Source organism: Bradyrhizobium australafricanum (assembly GCF_020329495.1).
Lineage (GTDB): Bacteria > Pseudomonadota > Alphaproteobacteria > Rhizobiales > Xanthobacteraceae > Bradyrhizobium > Bradyrhizobium australafricanum.
The window spans coordinates 111,480-126,881 of sequence record NZ_JAGKJL010000005.1 but is presented as its reverse complement, the minus strand read 5'-3'; the positions used below and the strand labels follow the sequence as shown (position 1 = coordinate 126,881).

The window sequence follows — 15,402 nt, the reverse complement described above, 5'->3', positions numbered from 1 at the left end:
CGAACGCATTCAACTATCTCCCCGAATCACGCACGTCGTGTCCCGACCGCCGCACGCGCGGCCGCAAGTCGAGAATAGTCGCGCCGGTTTCCGGCCGCACCGCGTCCATGAGCGGTTCGGATGGGCCTCGCCGCATTGTACGCCTTGCTAGCGCAATGAGCGTCGCGGTGGCCGTGATATCGATCCCCTCCGCGGCGTACATGTAGGCCGCTGTCCATACCCTGGTTGCCACGCCTGCGCAGGAGCCAGCAACCGCCGCTCCTAGAGCCCCAAAGGCCCAGGTCGCGCTGATCATGGCCAGGAGTCCCACGGCCCAGGTTGTTACCACGATTTGCATCGCGGCCCGCTGGTGTCCGGTCATATTCAGTGCGATAGGGCCGATGCCGAAGTATGTCGAGATTAACAGGCCGATTGCCAAGACCATCAGGACGCTGTAGGCGCGGGTGAAGTCGGCTCCGAACGTCATCAGCGCGAGGTCGCCGGCGGCGGCCAATGTTGCAACGCAGCCGAGGACGGCGACGAACGCAGCCAGTGACGCTCCTGATGTGATGCGTGTGATTTCCGCATGACGATTTTCATCGAACAAGCGTGCCATGAGGGGCGCTGCGGGTACGCAGAAAGTTGCCAGAAAGAAATCAAGCAGGAACGCGATCCGGGTGGCAGCGTAGTAATATCCGCCGGCTTCCGGGCCGACCATCACCGAGACGATGATGACATCTATCGTGCCGCCCATCACGCTGGTGATGCTGGTTACCCAGAACGGTCCCGAAGTGGAAAGGATGTCGCCAATCCGGTCATTCGATCGCTTCACCGCCACGGTGAATACGTTATAGCCCTCTGCGAGACGTCGTAGGTAACCGTTCTGAGCGGGGATCAGCACGACCAGGATGCCGGTCGCAATCATCAGAACGTCTCCCGCCTGCAGCGGGCGGCCAAACGTCGAGAAGAGAACGCTGCTCAACAGTATGATGAGCAACCGCCACAAAACATCCTTGGTCATAAGCGCGAGGTTGACGGAACCGAGCGCGCGCCCCAACGAGCCCTGCATTTCGATCAAGGCCAATGGCAAGATCAGCAGCACGCTCGTGCAGTATTGCCACCGTCCGAATATACCATCGCGGCCGTGCGCGACGACGAACAGGAGGAGAGAGACCAGAGTAACGGCAATGCTGCCGAGACACGCCAAACGAACCTGCTTTGCAACAATCGAACCGATCTCTGGGAAACATTTCCGGACGGCGATGCTTGGTATTTCCCGCAGCACGCGAAACTGCTGGCCGAAGAGGCCGACCGTGGAGGCGACGACCGCGAATGTCATCAGCGACATGAGCGCCCCGTATTCCTCTATGGTCATCATCCGCGCAAAACTCACGCCAAAGAGGAAGGATACGGCGGCGCCCGAGCAGCGATAGACCATAGCCAGCCATGACTGCCGGAGGATATTGCTGAGCATGGTCACCGATCCGCCGGACGCCTGAAAAAAGCTCGTCATTGCGCATTCCAACGTTGGCTAACGCTACGCGACGCCCAGCGATTGTAATCGAGCTCTTCGCGGGCGGATGGTGGGTTGCGCACTGACTGAAGCTTCAAGAGCCAACTTTCCATCGTGTGGCGGATTGTCGCATGATAGAGGCCGAATGTAACTTCGTGGATGCGGAAGGCATTCGGCCCTTCCGGACTACCTACTCCGGTGGCCGTAACGAGAAACATGCTGCCTTCGTCGCGATGAAGGCGGTTCGCCGACGAGCATTGTTCGACGGGTGATGTACGGGGCGTTTCAATCGAGCTTGCGGTATCGCGATCGGGAGCCAATTCATGCGACTATAAGTCAGGATTGGCCTCCTTGTAGGTGTGTTGCTTCTCGACCTTGAACGAACCATCGAAATGGGGCTTGACGCCGTTCGCCTTGAGCCCCTGGACGACTGCAGTTCCTCCGGATGCGGCGGCTGCAGACCTGCGCGCGGGCGCGCGTTCCCGGTCCGACCTGTCGCGCAGCAATCCTATTCCAATCCCCAGAAGCATGCCGCCGAGGATGGCTGATCCAAGTATCAAGCGGGCGTTCGGCGAGCTGGCCGTGTAGGGATGAGACACTCCGGTGAGCAGACGAGCCTCGAACACCGGCGCGGATTGCTGCTGCATGGCGTCCATGTAACGCAACATCCGGAGGAAATTGTCATACGTTCTGGTGGCGGCGTCCGCCGTGGCTTCCAGTTCGCGGAGTTCGTCTTGCGTCGCTCCGGTCGATTGCGACGAGGGTGGACCTGCCTCGGCGGTGTTCGCGGGAGCCGCGGCGCCATTCCTGGCCCTGTTGTAATCCGCTACGGCCTTTTTGGCAGTCGACGCCTGGCTGCTCAATTCGTTGACACGTTCCTTGACCCATTTCTCGTTTTGCAGACCCCATTTGTATTTCGCGTCCATTTGCGTCGTGATGTAGGTCTCTACGACGGTGTCCAGGACCTGCGCGGCCCGTTCGGGGTCGGCGGAGTTGAAGGCGAGATCGACTATGTAGGTGAGGCCGGCGCGCTTCACCGAGAGCTTGCGCGCGAATGCTTCCATCGCATCACGCGTGACGACGTCCGTGTCCGGTCTGCTCCATCCGAGCAGCCTGGACGTCGACCGACCGAGTCGGTGCAGGGCGCCGCCGGAGAATTCCGGATCCCCCGCCAAACCGAGCTTCGCGATCGCCGCGCGAGCGACGCTCTCGGACCTCAGGATTGCGACCTGACTCTCGACGGCCGTCGTTGCCGACGCCGTGTCGTTGGAAGAAGTCGTCTTGGCGTCGACGATGAGTTGCGCGGTTGCCGTAAACGTCGGAACTGCGACAACGAGATAGAGCAAGCCGGCGCCAAACATCAAGAAGCACGTCAGCAGTATGATCGAGAGGCGGCGGCGCAAGAAGGCGAGGCCCTCCGCCACGAATTCGGCCGGCGAACCAAATTCAGGCGGCATCGTGTCCTGAGGTGCCGAATTGTCAGTTCTGTGAGATTGCAGCATTGTCTCGAACCTGCAGTTTCTGGTGGCCTACCGAAGGCTCCGCCGATCAGCCGGGAACGGGATCGACTGCAATGCCCTTGCGATCCTGCTGTACGGAGTGCATGCAGCAATCGGCATCGCGTCAACAGGCATTCCAATAGGCCTTTCTGGCGAAGAAGGTCATGACGATGATTTTGAGATCGAGCAGGAACGACCAGTTGTCGATGTAATACAGGTCGTGCTCGATACGACGTTGCATCTTCTCCAGGGTGTCGGTTTCGCCACGATAGCCGTTGACCTGTGCCCAGCCGGTAATGCCGGGCTTGACGTTGTGACGGCGGGAGAATGACGAAATCAGCCGGGCGAAGCTCTCGTTCTGCGAGGTCGCGTGCGGACGAGGCCCGACGAGTGACATATCGCCGACCAGCACGTTGAAGAGCTGTGGAAGCTCATCGATATTGGTGTGGCGCATGAAGCGTCCCAACCGGGTCACGCGTGGATCGTGTCTGGTCACCTGCTTGAAATTGTCGCCATCCTCCGTCACGGTCATCGATCTGAATTTCAACACGCGAATAGTCTCGTTGTTGTAGCCGTGCCGCGTCTGACGAAATAGCACCGGCCCGGGGGAATCGAGCTTGATTGCGAGTGGAAGGATGACGAAGAGGGGACTGATTATGACGAGACCGGCAATTGCGGCCGCGATGTCGAAGGCTCGTTTGATTGCCCGGTGGAACGGCGTCAGGGGAGACTGGAAGATGCGCATCGTCACCATGTTGCCGAATTGCGTGATGCGCGACACGGCCATGAGGTCGATTGCACCGACCGGGACGACGTGAACATCAACCGGGAGCTCTGACAGGGCGCCGGCGAGCGCGAGGGCCGCCCGAACATCCGACTCCGAAGTCAGAATGACAATGTCATCCGCTCGCAGGGGACGGCACTCTGCGATCAGTTCGCGGACATGGGATAGCACTTCGACCGCCCCGAAGTGCTCCGATGCCGAAGAGCCCTTGCGAAAGGTCGGCAACTCGAACGAGCGAATGGTCCGGATTCCGGTGGCGCTTACTCGTGCGGAAAAATCCAGGCAGTGGCTCGGTTCACCTATGAGGATGACGCGCCTGGCGTCGATCAGTCCGGATGCGATGGCAGGCTGCAGCAACGAGAAGCATATTGCCCGCGCGAAGAGCACCATGACGATGACGCTTGCCGCCTGGGCCATCACGGTCGCGCGCGAGTAACCGTCCGAGATCTTGAGAAGAAATATCGTTGAGATGAAGAAGGAGAATACGAAGAAGACGGCGCTGACGCCGCTCCATAGGAAGATGTGCCGGGGCTGCGTCTGGATCCGCGAATACTGCCGGAGCCCAACGGATACGAGCAGTTGCAACGTGGCAATCAGAAGAGATTCCAGGATGTATTTGGGAGTGTCCGGATAGTCGAGGGCAAGGACCAGCCGATAATAGAGGACGGCAGCGGCAAAAGCCCCAACGGCTACGAGGAGGAACTCGGCGCCTGCCGCCAGTACCAGCAAGGCGGCCAATCTGTTCTTGCCAAGGTCAGCCGCAATTGCCTTGCGGCCAGTGACCGAATGCGCCGAACGCTCGGTAGGGGCCGGCGAATTGGTGAAAAACGCATAACTCACCGGTTACTCCCAAGCAGTCCGTCACGCAGTCCGTCCCCCTGACAAAAACATAGCATTCGGGTCAGGAGGCGGATTGGCAATAAATGGGTAGCCGGGAGTAACTACGATGGTCAGTTGAGCCGAGGCGCTGCGGGATTAGATTGTCGATCAATCCGTGAGACCGAGCCATCGAGCACGCCATGCCGAACGCCAAGCTGCGCAATTTCTTCCATCTTGACAACCGTCGCGGTCAACCAGGCCGTTGCGTCAGGTGGGGCCTTGTGGCTGTTGGCCTGACGATTTCCGCGCAGGCGAAAGCCGAATATCGAGTGAGCGTCGGAGATGTTCTGGAGGTCGCGGTGGCCGGCGTGCCGGAGCTGCGGCAGCGCGCGCCCGTCCAGGTCGATGGCAATATCTCGTTGCCGCTGGTCGGGATGGTCCCGGTCGCCGGCCTGCCGTTGCAGGAGATTCGGGCCAAGGTCGGGGCCGCAATGACGAGCAAGGTCTTTCGACAGAGGACTGTGGACGGCCGCGAGGTCGTGGTCGTGATAGATGCAGATCAGGTCACGGCGATCGTTGCGGAGTACAGGCCTGTTTACGTCAACGGGGACGTGTCGAAGCCGGGGGAGTATCCTTATCGTCCGGCGAGCACCGCGCGCCAGCTCATCGCCATGGCGGGTGGCTACGACATCATGCATATCAGAATGAACAACCCGTATCTCGAGTCAGCCGACCTGAGAAGCGAGTATGGTTCGCTTTGGACAGAACTCGCCAAGGAACAGGCGCGGATGTGGCGCATCAAGAGCGAGCTCGGGGAGGGGACGCAGATCAATCCAAGCGCTTCTCTTGCCGACCTGCCGATAGCCCGGTCGGCGGTTTCGGAAATCGTCAATGCGGAAGCCGAATATCTGAAGACGAAGCAGAGTGACTATCAGCAGGAAAAGGCGTACTTGCAGCGCAGCGTTCGGCAGGGAGACGACGAGGTCCGCGTGCTGTCGGAGCAGCAAAAGAAAGATGAAGAAGGACTTCAGTCCGACGTCGAGGACCTTCAGAAAGCGACCGACCTGTTCGGCAAGGGATCGTTGATCAGCCCTCGCGTGACGGATGCGCGTCGCGCGGTTCTGCTGTCGGCGACCCGGAGGCTGCAAACCTCTGCGCAATTGCTCCAGGTCAAGAAATTGCAGGACGAGTACGCCAGACGGTTAGCAAAGCTCGACGATCAGCGGAAGCTTGATCTGTTCCGCGAGCTGCAAGAGACCAGCTTAAAGCTCAATCAGATTCGCGAGAAACTGCAAAGCGTCGGTGAGAAGCTTCAATACACTTCGATGGTTCGATCGCAGCTCGCACGGGGAGCCGGCAGTAAGCCGGATATTGCTATTATTAGAAAGAGCGAGAAAGGACCGGAACGGATTGTCGTGAACGAGGATGCCGAGTTGCAGCCGGGTGACACCATCGAGGTCTCGCTGCGATACCAGGATGGTCCCGAGGCGGCACCCCGAAAGCTGAGCAGTTCAAACGTTCCGGTCGTGATAGGCCGGACCGACGTGACCGCGGCAGACTCGCGGCGTGACAGCAGGTGACAAAGCCGGAAGCGGCAGAGTGATCGGGATTGGCACGTCGAGAAGACACGAGCAGCCACGGAGTTTGATGCCGCTTGTCCGTATATTTTAGCCTATGCGACGGTGTCGCCGCTTAGGCATAGACATAAGGTAGTTCCGCTTGATCTGAACCTTGAATATTTTGTGACTTTTGCCGTTCTCGATCCGCTGTTCCGCTTCGCTGCGATCTGAACCTACAGAAGGGGCAACCTCCTTGTGCGGCTTCGTTGGCATCTTTGGATTTAAAGAATCGCTTGAGTCGGCGCGCAGCCGGGCGCTCGAGATGGCCAAGACGGTCAGGCACCGCGGGCCAGACTGGAGCGGCATTTATTCCAGCGACGGCGCAGTGCTCGCGCACGAGCGCCTTTCCATCGTCGACGTGGAGCACGGCGCTCAACCCCTTCTCGACGTGACCGCGGGTCGCGCCTTGGCCGTGAACGGAGAGATCTACAATCATGTCGGTTTGCGCGAGGCGCTGAAGCTGCCGCACGCATGGAAAACGAAGTCCGACTGCGAAATCATCCTGTATCTCTACGACGAGTACGGCCCTGCCGTGTGCAATATGCTGAGTGGCATTTTTGCATTTGCCCTCTTCGATGAGCGCAGTGGCGAGTTCTTCGTCGCCCGAGACCACATCGGCATTGTTCCGCTTTACATCGGATGGGGCAGCGACGGCACGACTTACGTCGCGAGCGAAATGAAAGCTCTCGATGGCGTATGCGAGACGATCCGGGAGTTTCCTCCGGGACATCATTACAGCGCCAAAGCCGGAAAGTTCGTCAAGTGGTATGATCCACAATGGGCACATACTCTTCCAAGCAGGAAGGTATCCCTGCAGGAGCTCCGATTTTCGCTCGAAGCTGCGGTCAAGCAGCAAATGATGTGCGATGTGCCTTACGGGGTGCTTATTTCCGGCGGGCTCGACTCGTCGCTTATCGCGGCGCTCGCGGCGCGCCACCGCTTCAAGCGGATCGAGTCGGGAGAAACCGAAGAAGCATGGTGGCCGAGGCTGCACTCGTTCTCTGTCGGCCTCGAAAACTCACCCGACATGAGGCATGCGCGAGACGTGGCGGCTCACATCGGCACGGTCCATCACGAGATTGTTTTTACCGTGCAGGAAGGATTGGACGCATTGCCGGACGTGATCCGGCACCTGGAGACCTTTGACGTCACCACCATTCGTGCCGGCACGCCGATGTATCTCATGGCGCGCAAAATCAAATCAATGGGCATCAAAATGGTGTTGTCCGGAGAAGGCGCTGACGAGGTATTCGGCGGCTATCTCTACTTCCACATGGCGCCGTCAGCAGAAGAATTCCACGACGAGACCGTCCGAAAGATCTTTGCGCTCAGCAAGTATGATTGCTGTCGCGCGAACAAGGCAATGGCGGCGTGGGGGGTCGAAGCCCGTGTGCCCTTCCTGGACAAGGAATTCCTGGACTACGCAATGTCGATAAACCCCGCCGAGAAGATGTGCCCTGGCGAGAAAATCGAGAAGGGCATATTGCGGGAAGCATTTACCGATCTGTTGCCGCAAGCGATCTTGTGGCGTCAAAAGGAGCAGTTTTCCGACGGGGTAGGGTACAGCTGGATTGAAAGCTTGAAGCATCAAGCCGAGAATAAAGTCTCGGATCAGATGCTCGCAGAGGCGAGCAAGCGCTTTCCGCGGCAAACGCCGACGTCCAAGGAAGGCTATTTCTACCGGACCATCTTTGACAGCATTTTCAACAACCCGACAGCCTGCCTGACTGTGCCCGTCGGTCCTTCGATCGCCTGCTCCACGCCGACGGCATTTCTCTGGTCTCAGCAATTTGCGAGCATGAATGACCCATCTGGAAGGGCAGTGAAAGGCATCCACGTTCAAGCCATTGATCATGTTCGGTCAGTTGAAAATCTCAACAGTTCGAAGGCCCCATCGGGCGGACGGGTTGCAGCGGCGGAGTGAAATCGTCCTTCAAGTGAATTTCGGATTCCACACAGCGTCGCCCGGTGTTCGGCGGCAATGACGCCTGCCGGATTTCGTGGGTGAATCCGGCGCGCCGTATGCTGCGTCGGTCGCCGCGACCGGCCCGGATGCCGAGACCATTCAAAGCCCGGCCCGCCGCGCGAAGCGCCGGCACTTGGCCTTTCTGCAAGCAACGCCAGAGCGACGTCCTCAACGCCGCGTCAGGATCATGACATCGACGCGACCACCTCAAGCATCACTTCGGTCGCGCCGCCGGCGATGGAGAGGACGCGGGCGTCGCGCGCGACGCGCTCGATCGCGCTCTCGCGCATGACGCCCATGGCGCCGTGGAACTGCACGCAATCATACGCGACCTCGTTGACGAGCTCGCCACAGATGGCCTTCAGCATCGAGATCTCGCGCAGGCAATCGTCATCGGCCGCCATGCGCCAAGCGGTGGCATAGAGAAACCCGCGGCTTGCCTCCACTTTCGCAGAAAGCATCGCGAGCCGCTGACGGATCGCCTGCATGTCCCAAAGGACGCCCCCGAATGCCCGGCGGGTTTTCACGTAGGTGAGGGTCATGTCGATCGCTGCCTCGGCCATCCCTATCGCCATGGCGGCGAGGACAAGGCGTTCGTTCTGCAAGTTGCGCATGATTGAGTAGAAGCCTTGTCCCTCCGCGCCGAGCACGTTCTCGGCGGGGATGCGGCAACCGTCGAAGACAAGTTCCGCCGTGTCGGAGGAGCGCCAGCCGAGCTTGTCCAGCTCGCGCGCGACGCTGAAGCCTGGCGTTCCCTTCTCGACGAGGAACATCGTGATCCCGTTGCTTCCGGCCGAGGGATCAGTCTTGGCCGCGACGCAGTAGAGATCCGCGTGGACGCCGTTTGTGATGTAGAGCTTCGTGCCGTCGAGCACGTAAGAGTCGCCATCTCGCACCGCGCGCGTGCGGATGGCTTTCACGTCGGAGCCCGCATCCGGCTCCGTAATGGCGATCGCGGTGATCACCTCGCCGCTGATAATGCCCGGCATCCAGCGGGCCCGCTGGGCTTTGGTCCCGTCGTGAAAGACGTACGAGGAAGCCATGTCGGCATGGACGAGCATCGCGTCGGCGGCGCCGCCATAGGTCGAGCGCCCGAGCTCCTCGGCGAAGACCGTTGACGCGACAGCGTCCATTTCGGCGCCACCATACTCAGCCGGGTAGCGGATGCCGAAGAAACCGAGTTCGCCCATGCGGCGCAGGATCGAACGGGGAATGAACCCGTTCTCTTCCCAGTGATCCGCGCAGGGCTTGATTTCCTCCTTGACGAACCGGCGGACCTGGTCCCGCAAGAGCTCATACTCCGCCGCCATCCAAGGCAGCTCCGGCTCTTGCGCCGCCTTCCAAGCTTTGTCCATCATCTTCATCCGATCTGCTGTGAGCCTGACTCAAAGGCTCCTGTCCCACCCAAGACCAGGCGGAGACCTTCCGGCTAGAGTTCGACCTCCTCTCTCGGTCCCTCCGAGAGGGAAGGGGCATTGGAATCGGCCACCCAGCGCATTCCGTCGATGACTTCCGCTAGTTCGGCCAGTGTCGGCCGCTCAAAGAGGTTGCGAAGCTGCACGTCGACGCCGAAGATCTTTCGCATGCGCGACACCGCCCGTACCACCAGGAGCGACTCCCCGCCCAGTTCGAAGAAGTTGTCGTGGCGTCCGATCGACTCGAGCTTCAGGAGTTGACACCATAGACCGGCCAGCGTCTTCTCGGTCTCTGTCGAGGGGGCGGCGAAGGCGTGCGCGGGCTGGATGTTTTCCGCCGTCGGCTCGGGAAGCGATGAGCGGTCGATCTTGCCGTTGGACGTGAGCGGCATCCGCTCGAGGCGAACGTAGTGCGTCGGAATCATGGACTCCAACAGTTCTTCGGCGAGGTGCGCGCGCAGGTCCGCCACGGTCAGAGGTTTCGACGCGACATAGTAGGCCACAAGTCGTGCGATGCCGTCTTCGGGCGTCGACGGTTCGCCATTGCCGATTTGGGCCATTTTTTGTGTCGCTGCTTTCGTCATCGAGGTGGCGACGGCGCATTCGTGAACGTCCGGGTGCTTGAGAAGCCGTGCTTCGATCTCGCCGAGCTCGATACGGGTGCCGCCGACCTTCACCTGATGATCGGCGCGGCCGAGAAATTCCAGGTGTCCTTCCGAGTTCCAGCGGGCGAGATCGCCCGTCTTGTAGAGCCGCAGCTTCGAGCGCCCATCTCGGGGATCGGCGACTGTGCGGAAGCGCTCGTCGGTCAGATCGGGGCGATTGAAATAACCTCTCGCGAGACCGTCGCCGGCAATGAACATCTCACCGATGATTCCGGGGCCGGTGGGCTGATATTCTATGCTGAGGACGTAGATTCCCGCATTCGCGGCCGGAACGCCGATCGGCACCGATGCGGATTGATCCCGATCGGTGTCGAAACGGTGAATCATGCAGCCCACCGTGGCTTCGGTTGGTCCATACTCGTTGTAGATCTCGATAGGATGGGGAATAGCGCTGGTTATATCGCGAGCCAGCGCGGCCTTGAAGTCCTCACCGCCCACGATGAACTTGCGCAGTCTTGTGGTATCGAGATTGCGGTCGCGGATCATCGCGAGATGCGCCGGCGTCAGCTTGATGATGTCCACCGCATTGTCGTCGATCACCTTCAGCACGACCATGCTCTGCACTCCGGGATCACCAAGATAGACCACGATGCGGCCGCCGGTGATGAGTGGCGTAAAGAGCGTTGTGACGGTCAGGTCGAATGCGAGGGATGAGAAAAGGGGCCATGCGAGACTTTCGCCGGAACTGTACACCCGGGCGGCCCACCAGATGTAGTTCACCAGGCTCCGATGCTCGATCTCGACGCCCTTGGGAGTGCCGGTCGAGCCGGAGGTGAAGATGATATAGGCGGCGCCGTCCGGCGTCGCAGCGGACGGTCGGGCCGAGGCCGGCTGATTCGAGATCGACTCGAGATCGGCGTCAAGTACGAAAATGTCGGCAAGGTTCGAGGCGATGCCCGAACGCATGCGCGATTGGGTGATCGCCACGGGCGCCCGCCCGTCGGTCCCGTTGGAAATGTCCTGCAGGATTGTTGTGATACGCCCCTTCGGCGTTGCCGCATCCACCGGCACGTAGGCTGCGCCGGACTTCAGGACGCCCAGGATCGCAACGACGACTTCAATGGAGTGCTCCATGAAGACAACGGCAATCCGGCCCGGGCCCACGCCGGTCGAGCTCAAATACGCGGCCATCTGGTTGGAGCGTTCGTCGAGCTGCCGGTAGGTCAGCGTTGCATCGCCAAAGCGGATCGCTTCAGCGTCAGGACTACGCATCGCCTGGTCGCGGAAGAGATCGATGATCGTCCTGTCCGACGGATAGCGTGCCGCCGTGGCGTTGTAATCGACAACCAGCGCCTGATGATCGGAATCCTTCAGCAGGGGAAGCGCTACGCCCTCCGGCGCGATAGGTAGGACTTCGTTCATGAAATACGCTCCCGTCGGGAAAACTAAAACCGAAAATCACGTCAATCGTTCTGCTTTTGGGTTGCCTGGCGATAGAGGTTCGCAATGGCAGGTGCGTCAGGTTCCATCAGCATCGAGGCTTCGTTGCAGTCATCGGGCCCGAAGTAAAATTCGGCATGCGGCACTACTCGCAGCCATCGGTGTGGCGCGGCACCCGATCGCAGCCAGGCTTTGTTGGGAAGGATTATGCAAACCCGACCCGAATACGGAGTGGGAGTGTACCGCCGAAAGGCAGCGATCGCCGTGGATTTGAGCAGAGCCCTGCTCGCCAACACCGGATCTGTCGCGACAGGCTCTTTGCTCTTCCCAACGAGGGGTGCGAGGGCACGGACGTGCTCGCGCAGACGACTGCCGAAATATCGGAGACGGGCGCCGAATGTCGGCAGCTTCGCTGTCTCATGCAGGAACGATTCCGCCTTGCCCCTGGTAATAAAATACAGCCGGCGCGGCCATTCCCCATAGGTGGTGGGGTGAAGCGGGCCAAACAGCGCAACGCATGAGACCTCGGATTCGCGCTGTCCCAGGATTTTCGCCAGTTCAAAAGCTGTTGGAGCGCCCGAGCAATAGCCGACGATGATGTACGGACCGGTCGACTGATATTCGACGATCTGGCGGGCGAAGTACTCGGCGATATCTTCGACGCGGTCCATCGGCTCGCTCTGCCCATCGAAGCCAGGCGGTTGCAGGGCGTAGAACGGTTGATCGCCGCCCAGGTGCTTCGAGAGGTCCAGGAATGAGGACGGTGCCCCGACATGACCGGGTACGGCGTAAATGGGCGTGCGTGTACCGCGAGACTGCAACGGAACGATTGCAGACGGTTGCTTGGCCGCGGCCGTGGCCATGTTCAGAAACGCGATGATCTCGCCCTTCCGCCCCTGCAACTGATCGCGAAGCTCCGCCGTCAGCGCGCCGGCCGGGGCGTTGCAGCGCAGCCGATCGCCATCCACCCAGACCTTGATGTCCTTGACCGCGAGGTCTGCGAGCAGCTCCGAAAATTGCATCACCTGCGCTGACATCGGGCTTTTCATCGATGAAGCTGACATTTCCTGTTCCGTGCGCCATCGCGGTGACTTCGACTCCGGATGACAGTTCATTTCCGGACGACCACGCTCCCAACATATCCAGGTTGCGGTACGAAGCTTCGGACAGCCCAATCCCTTTCATCCCAGGAAATCGGCTGTCCCAAGCCACAGCCCAGCGCCTTGGAGACAGCCTCCAGCCGGGTCCAGCGCTGGAGGAAGCCTTCCAGCCGGTCTTCCGGATCGAGGGCGGCGTAGGACTCGTATTCGGAGGTGGAAAGGCAGAGCGCTGCGATCTCGTCCGCTTCGGGCACAGGGAGAACCGCCTCGACGTCCACCCCGACCTCTTGCCTGATCGAGAGGGCGATGACCGCTACTTCTCCAGATCGCGAGACGCTGAAGCGCAAGTCGCGGGCGGGCATGCGGCGAGAGAGGTGGGGTTTGCCCAGCCGTCCATATTCCAGCTCGATCTCTGAAGGTGAAATTCCCAGTCTGGAAGCGAGGACCCGGCGCAGCTGCCCGCGGCTAACAATGAAGCGGCGGCGATCGCGCTCCAATCTCAATCCCGCGGCGCGCCGATGTTCCTCTTCGTTGAGGCATGCGCTTAGCTCCCGGATGGCGTCCCGCTCCACATGGAGCATGAATGCCAGGACCTCCAGACCATCATTCTCGACAACCGGCGTGATGACCTCGGGTCTCAGCTCGACTGCTTTGTCCAGAAAGCTCGAAGGGGCGGTGGAGGCTCCGCGAGCCCCGCGTTCAAGTCTGCGATAGCCTGGCCCGTCAAAGGAACGACTATTTTCCCACTCGCTCTGTTCACAGGCACCTGTGCGAAAAGCCATCACAACTTGCTTTCTATTAGCCTCGATCCGGATTGCCGCCGGTAGGTTGCGAACGGTATTGCGATGGGCATTCGAGCGGACTGCTGATTGAAATTTTAATCGCGCACCGCCATGGCTCAATGGACCATCGTAATTACCCATTTTTTGCCAGTTCCCATCCCGTGCCCGGATTGTACGGCTCGGGTTGAGTGACCCGGTGGCAAGCGCAGCGTTCTTCCGCCAAGAGCGCAAACGGGGGAATATTCCTAGGGGAATGGACCGCTAGCCGGTCAATGGATGCAGTCCGGGTGTCAGCGCCTACCCCGGGTCGGCGGTCAAAAAGGGGCAGCACCGACATGGCCACATCGCCGACCGGACGTTGGTTCTCGCCAAGGAGCCTAAACCGACCGGCTAGGAACCAGCCCCGAATACGGAATACAGAGCCGCAGTCTTCTTTGGAAGATTCGTGGCAATGGTCCGTAGCATCCGCTTGGCGCTGCGCAGCTTGGCCTCGATGTGGCGCTCCGGACTGTCTTTGCCTACAGCGATCCACGTCATGGCTTGCTCCCGATTGGCCAGATGGGACTTGTGCCCGCCGCCACCAGCCAGGAAGTCGTAGCCGCTTTCCCCGCGTGCAATGCTGTCCTCAATAGCCAGCACATGGCTGACGAGCCCGGGCTTGAGCCGGCTATCGCTCTCATAGAGAAAGCCGCTCTGGTAGTTCAGGACACGGCCGTCATGCACGAAATTGTACACGACCCCGATTGTCTCGTTCCCAACCAGCGTCCGTGAGATGCGAACGGCCCCCGTGGGGACTCCGCGCGCAATCAGCTCCTCGTGAAACGGACGGAAGCCGGGATTGGCGAAGGCTCCCCTGCGTCCCCATCGCGACCGATGAAAGTCGCTCAGCAGATCGAACGCGGCGAGGGCCTCCGTCGTCGTTTCCATGATCCGGAGTTCAACGGGGCCGCGTTCGGCATACAGCCGCATGGCGCGGTTCACGGCCTGGCGCGTGCTGCGGCCCAATGTGGCGCGATAATCCCCCCCGCGCTGGCGGACCGGGGCAAAATCAACCCACAATGCCGCATCAGCCTTCTTCACCTCGGTCACGAGCCCGGCCCGGCCTGCGGCGCGACCGGCGGTCGCCTCCAGGTCCGGATCAATTCCGGAGAGCACCAACTGGTCCGAGCGGCGCAAACGCGACGTCAACGCATTGAGACCCGCCGATATGATGGCATCGGATTGCTCTGCAAGAATACCGTTGTACTCGATGAACAATCGGTCGAAACGGGTATCTCCCGTTTCATTGAGCAGCCAGCGCGTCCGCGCATGCGGCCCGAGACTCCACGTTCTCCGCGGGCAAATAATCGCCAGGCCAACGATCTTGCCTGATGACCGGGCCACGAGGACGTGTGGTTGCGCGCCCTTCGGGATATGCCGTAGCCAGGTGCCGATCCAGAGCCAGGATAGGAAGAACGAGTGAGTCACTCGCGCTTCGAGCTCCTTCCAGGAGGCTTCAAGCCACGCAATGCTCTCCAGGGCATCCAGGCTGACATCGGTAACCGTCTCAGGCATGCTTTCCCGTTCCAACGCCAGAGGACCGAACGCGCGCCGCGACGGGAAGACCGAAGGACCAGGCTGCAACGCTCGCGCAAGATCCGACGGGTGGCTGGTCACACACAGGCATCCCTCTGACGGACACGTCGTGATTGGGCGTCTCCGACCGTTGCCTCGGCGGAACCCGATAACGCGAACTATATCCGGAATTTGATCGAGGTGCGGACCCTTCCTGAGTACCCACGCTAGCCTCTTGTGCCGGCCGAGCAACTGTGCCGAGGTGAAGCTGTGATCGACCGGGCTCAGGGCTGGTGCAGCGCGCTCCAGCCTTCGGCGTCCGACGGC

The 15,402-nt window shown here is 60.5% G+C and carries 10 protein-coding genes; 2 read left to right on the top strand and 8 right to left on the bottom strand.

From position 1 onward, the window contains the following. Positions 1-13 precede the first annotated feature (13 nt). The 3 genes from J6525_RS06920 to J6525_RS06910 all read right to left on the bottom strand — a co-directional run bounded on the left by J6525_RS06920 (position 14) and on the right by J6525_RS06910 (position 4,615). The gene (locus J6525_RS06920; protein WP_225643084.1) at positions 14-1,492 is read right to left on the bottom strand and encodes a lipopolysaccharide biosynthesis protein; all 1,479 of its coding nucleotides are present in this window, start codon (positions 1,490-1,492) and stop codon (positions 14-16) included. A gap of 329 nt (positions 1,493-1,821) precedes the next feature. Next, positions 1,822-2,994 (bottom strand): Wzz/FepE/Etk N-terminal domain-containing protein, encoded by a 1,173-nt coding sequence (locus J6525_RS06915; protein ID WP_225643082.1) that lies wholly within the window; start codon positions 2,992-2,994, stop codon positions 1,822-1,824. A gap of 121 nt (positions 2,995-3,115) precedes the next feature. Beyond that, positions 3,116-4,615, bottom strand: coding sequence for an undecaprenyl-phosphate glucose phosphotransferase (locus tag J6525_RS06910; RefSeq protein ID WP_225643080.1), 1,500 nt, complete (start codon positions 4,613-4,615; stop codon positions 3,116-3,118). A gap of 179 nt (positions 4,616-4,794) precedes the next feature. On the opposite strand from J6525_RS06910, the gene J6525_RS06905 reads away from it, so the two are divergent. Both J6525_RS06905 and asnB read left to right on the top strand, forming a co-directional pair. Next, entirely contained in the window at positions 4,795-6,174 is a 1,380-nt protein-coding gene (locus J6525_RS06905; protein ID WP_225643078.1) for a polysaccharide biosynthesis/export family protein, read from the top strand. A 232-nt stretch (positions 6,175-6,406) separates the two neighbouring features. Next, positions 6,407-8,137 carry an asparagine synthase B gene (asnB, locus tag J6525_RS06900; RefSeq protein WP_225643076.1) on the top strand — a complete coding sequence of 577 codons (1,731 nt, stop codon included), beginning with the start codon at positions 6,407-6,409 and terminating at the stop codon, positions 8,135-8,137. 227 nt (positions 8,138-8,364) lie between these two features. Here the strand turns inward: asnB and J6525_RS06895 are convergent, their stop codons facing one another. From J6525_RS06895 to J6525_RS06875, 5 genes are all read right to left on the bottom strand, one after another. Continuing rightward, complete coding sequence (locus J6525_RS06895; RefSeq protein WP_225643074.1) at positions 8,365-9,543, bottom strand: acyl-CoA dehydrogenase family protein; 1,179 nt, start codon at positions 9,541-9,543, stop codon at positions 8,365-8,367. A 65-nt stretch (positions 9,544-9,608) separates the two neighbouring features. Next, the gene (locus J6525_RS06890) at positions 9,609-11,621 is read right to left on the bottom strand and encodes a non-ribosomal peptide synthetase (RefSeq protein ID WP_225643072.1); all 2,013 of its coding nucleotides are present in this window, start codon (positions 11,619-11,621) and stop codon (positions 9,609-9,611) included. A gap of 41 nt (positions 11,622-11,662) precedes the next feature. Further along, positions 11,663-12,703, bottom strand: a complete 1,041-nt coding sequence (locus tag J6525_RS06885; protein ID WP_225643070.1) for a thioesterase domain-containing protein — start codon at positions 12,701-12,703, stop codon at positions 11,663-11,665. Positions 12,704-12,750: 47 nt separating this feature from the next. After that, the gene (locus J6525_RS06880) at positions 12,751-13,662 is read right to left on the bottom strand and encodes a 4'-phosphopantetheinyl transferase family protein (protein ID WP_225643069.1); all 912 of its coding nucleotides are present in this window, start codon (positions 13,660-13,662) and stop codon (positions 12,751-12,753) included. A gap of 249 nt (positions 13,663-13,911) precedes the next feature. Beyond that, entirely contained in the window at positions 13,912-15,075 is a 1,164-nt protein-coding gene (locus J6525_RS06875; RefSeq protein WP_225643066.1) for a GNAT family N-acetyltransferase, read from the bottom strand. Between the last annotated feature and the right edge of the window lie 327 nt (positions 15,076-15,402).

What these genes read in the sequence shown, in the direction of transcription:
- J6525_RS06890 (WP_225643072.1), bottom strand. Translation starts at nt 11,621, where the DNA reads ATGAACGAAGTCCTACCTATCGCGCCGGAGGGCGTAGCGCTTCCCCTG.
- J6525_RS06915 (WP_225643082.1), bottom strand. Translation starts at nt 2,994, where the DNA reads ATGCTGCAATCTCACAGAACTGACAATTCGGCACCTCAGGACACGATG.
- J6525_RS06880 (WP_225643069.1), bottom strand. Translation starts at nt 13,662, where the DNA reads ATGGGTAATTACGATGGTCCATTGAGCCATGGCGGTGCGCGATTAAAA.
- J6525_RS06885 (WP_225643070.1), bottom strand. Translation starts at nt 12,703, where the DNA reads ATGTCAGCTTCATCGATGAAAAGCCCGATGTCAGCGCAGGTGATGCAA.
- J6525_RS06920 (WP_225643084.1), bottom strand. Translation starts at nt 1,492, where the DNA reads ATGACGAGCTTTTTTCAGGCGTCCGGCGGATCGGTGACCATGCTCAGC.
- J6525_RS06905 (WP_225643078.1), top strand. Translation starts at nt 4,795, where the DNA reads ATGCCGAACGCCAAGCTGCGCAATTTCTTCCATCTTGACAACCGTCGC.
- J6525_RS06875 (WP_225643066.1), bottom strand. Translation starts at nt 15,075, where the DNA reads ATGCCTGAGACGGTTACCGATGTCAGCCTGGATGCCCTGGAGAGCATT.
- J6525_RS06895 (WP_225643074.1), bottom strand. Translation starts at nt 9,543, where the DNA reads ATGAAGATGATGGACAAAGCTTGGAAGGCGGCGCAAGAGCCGGAGCTG.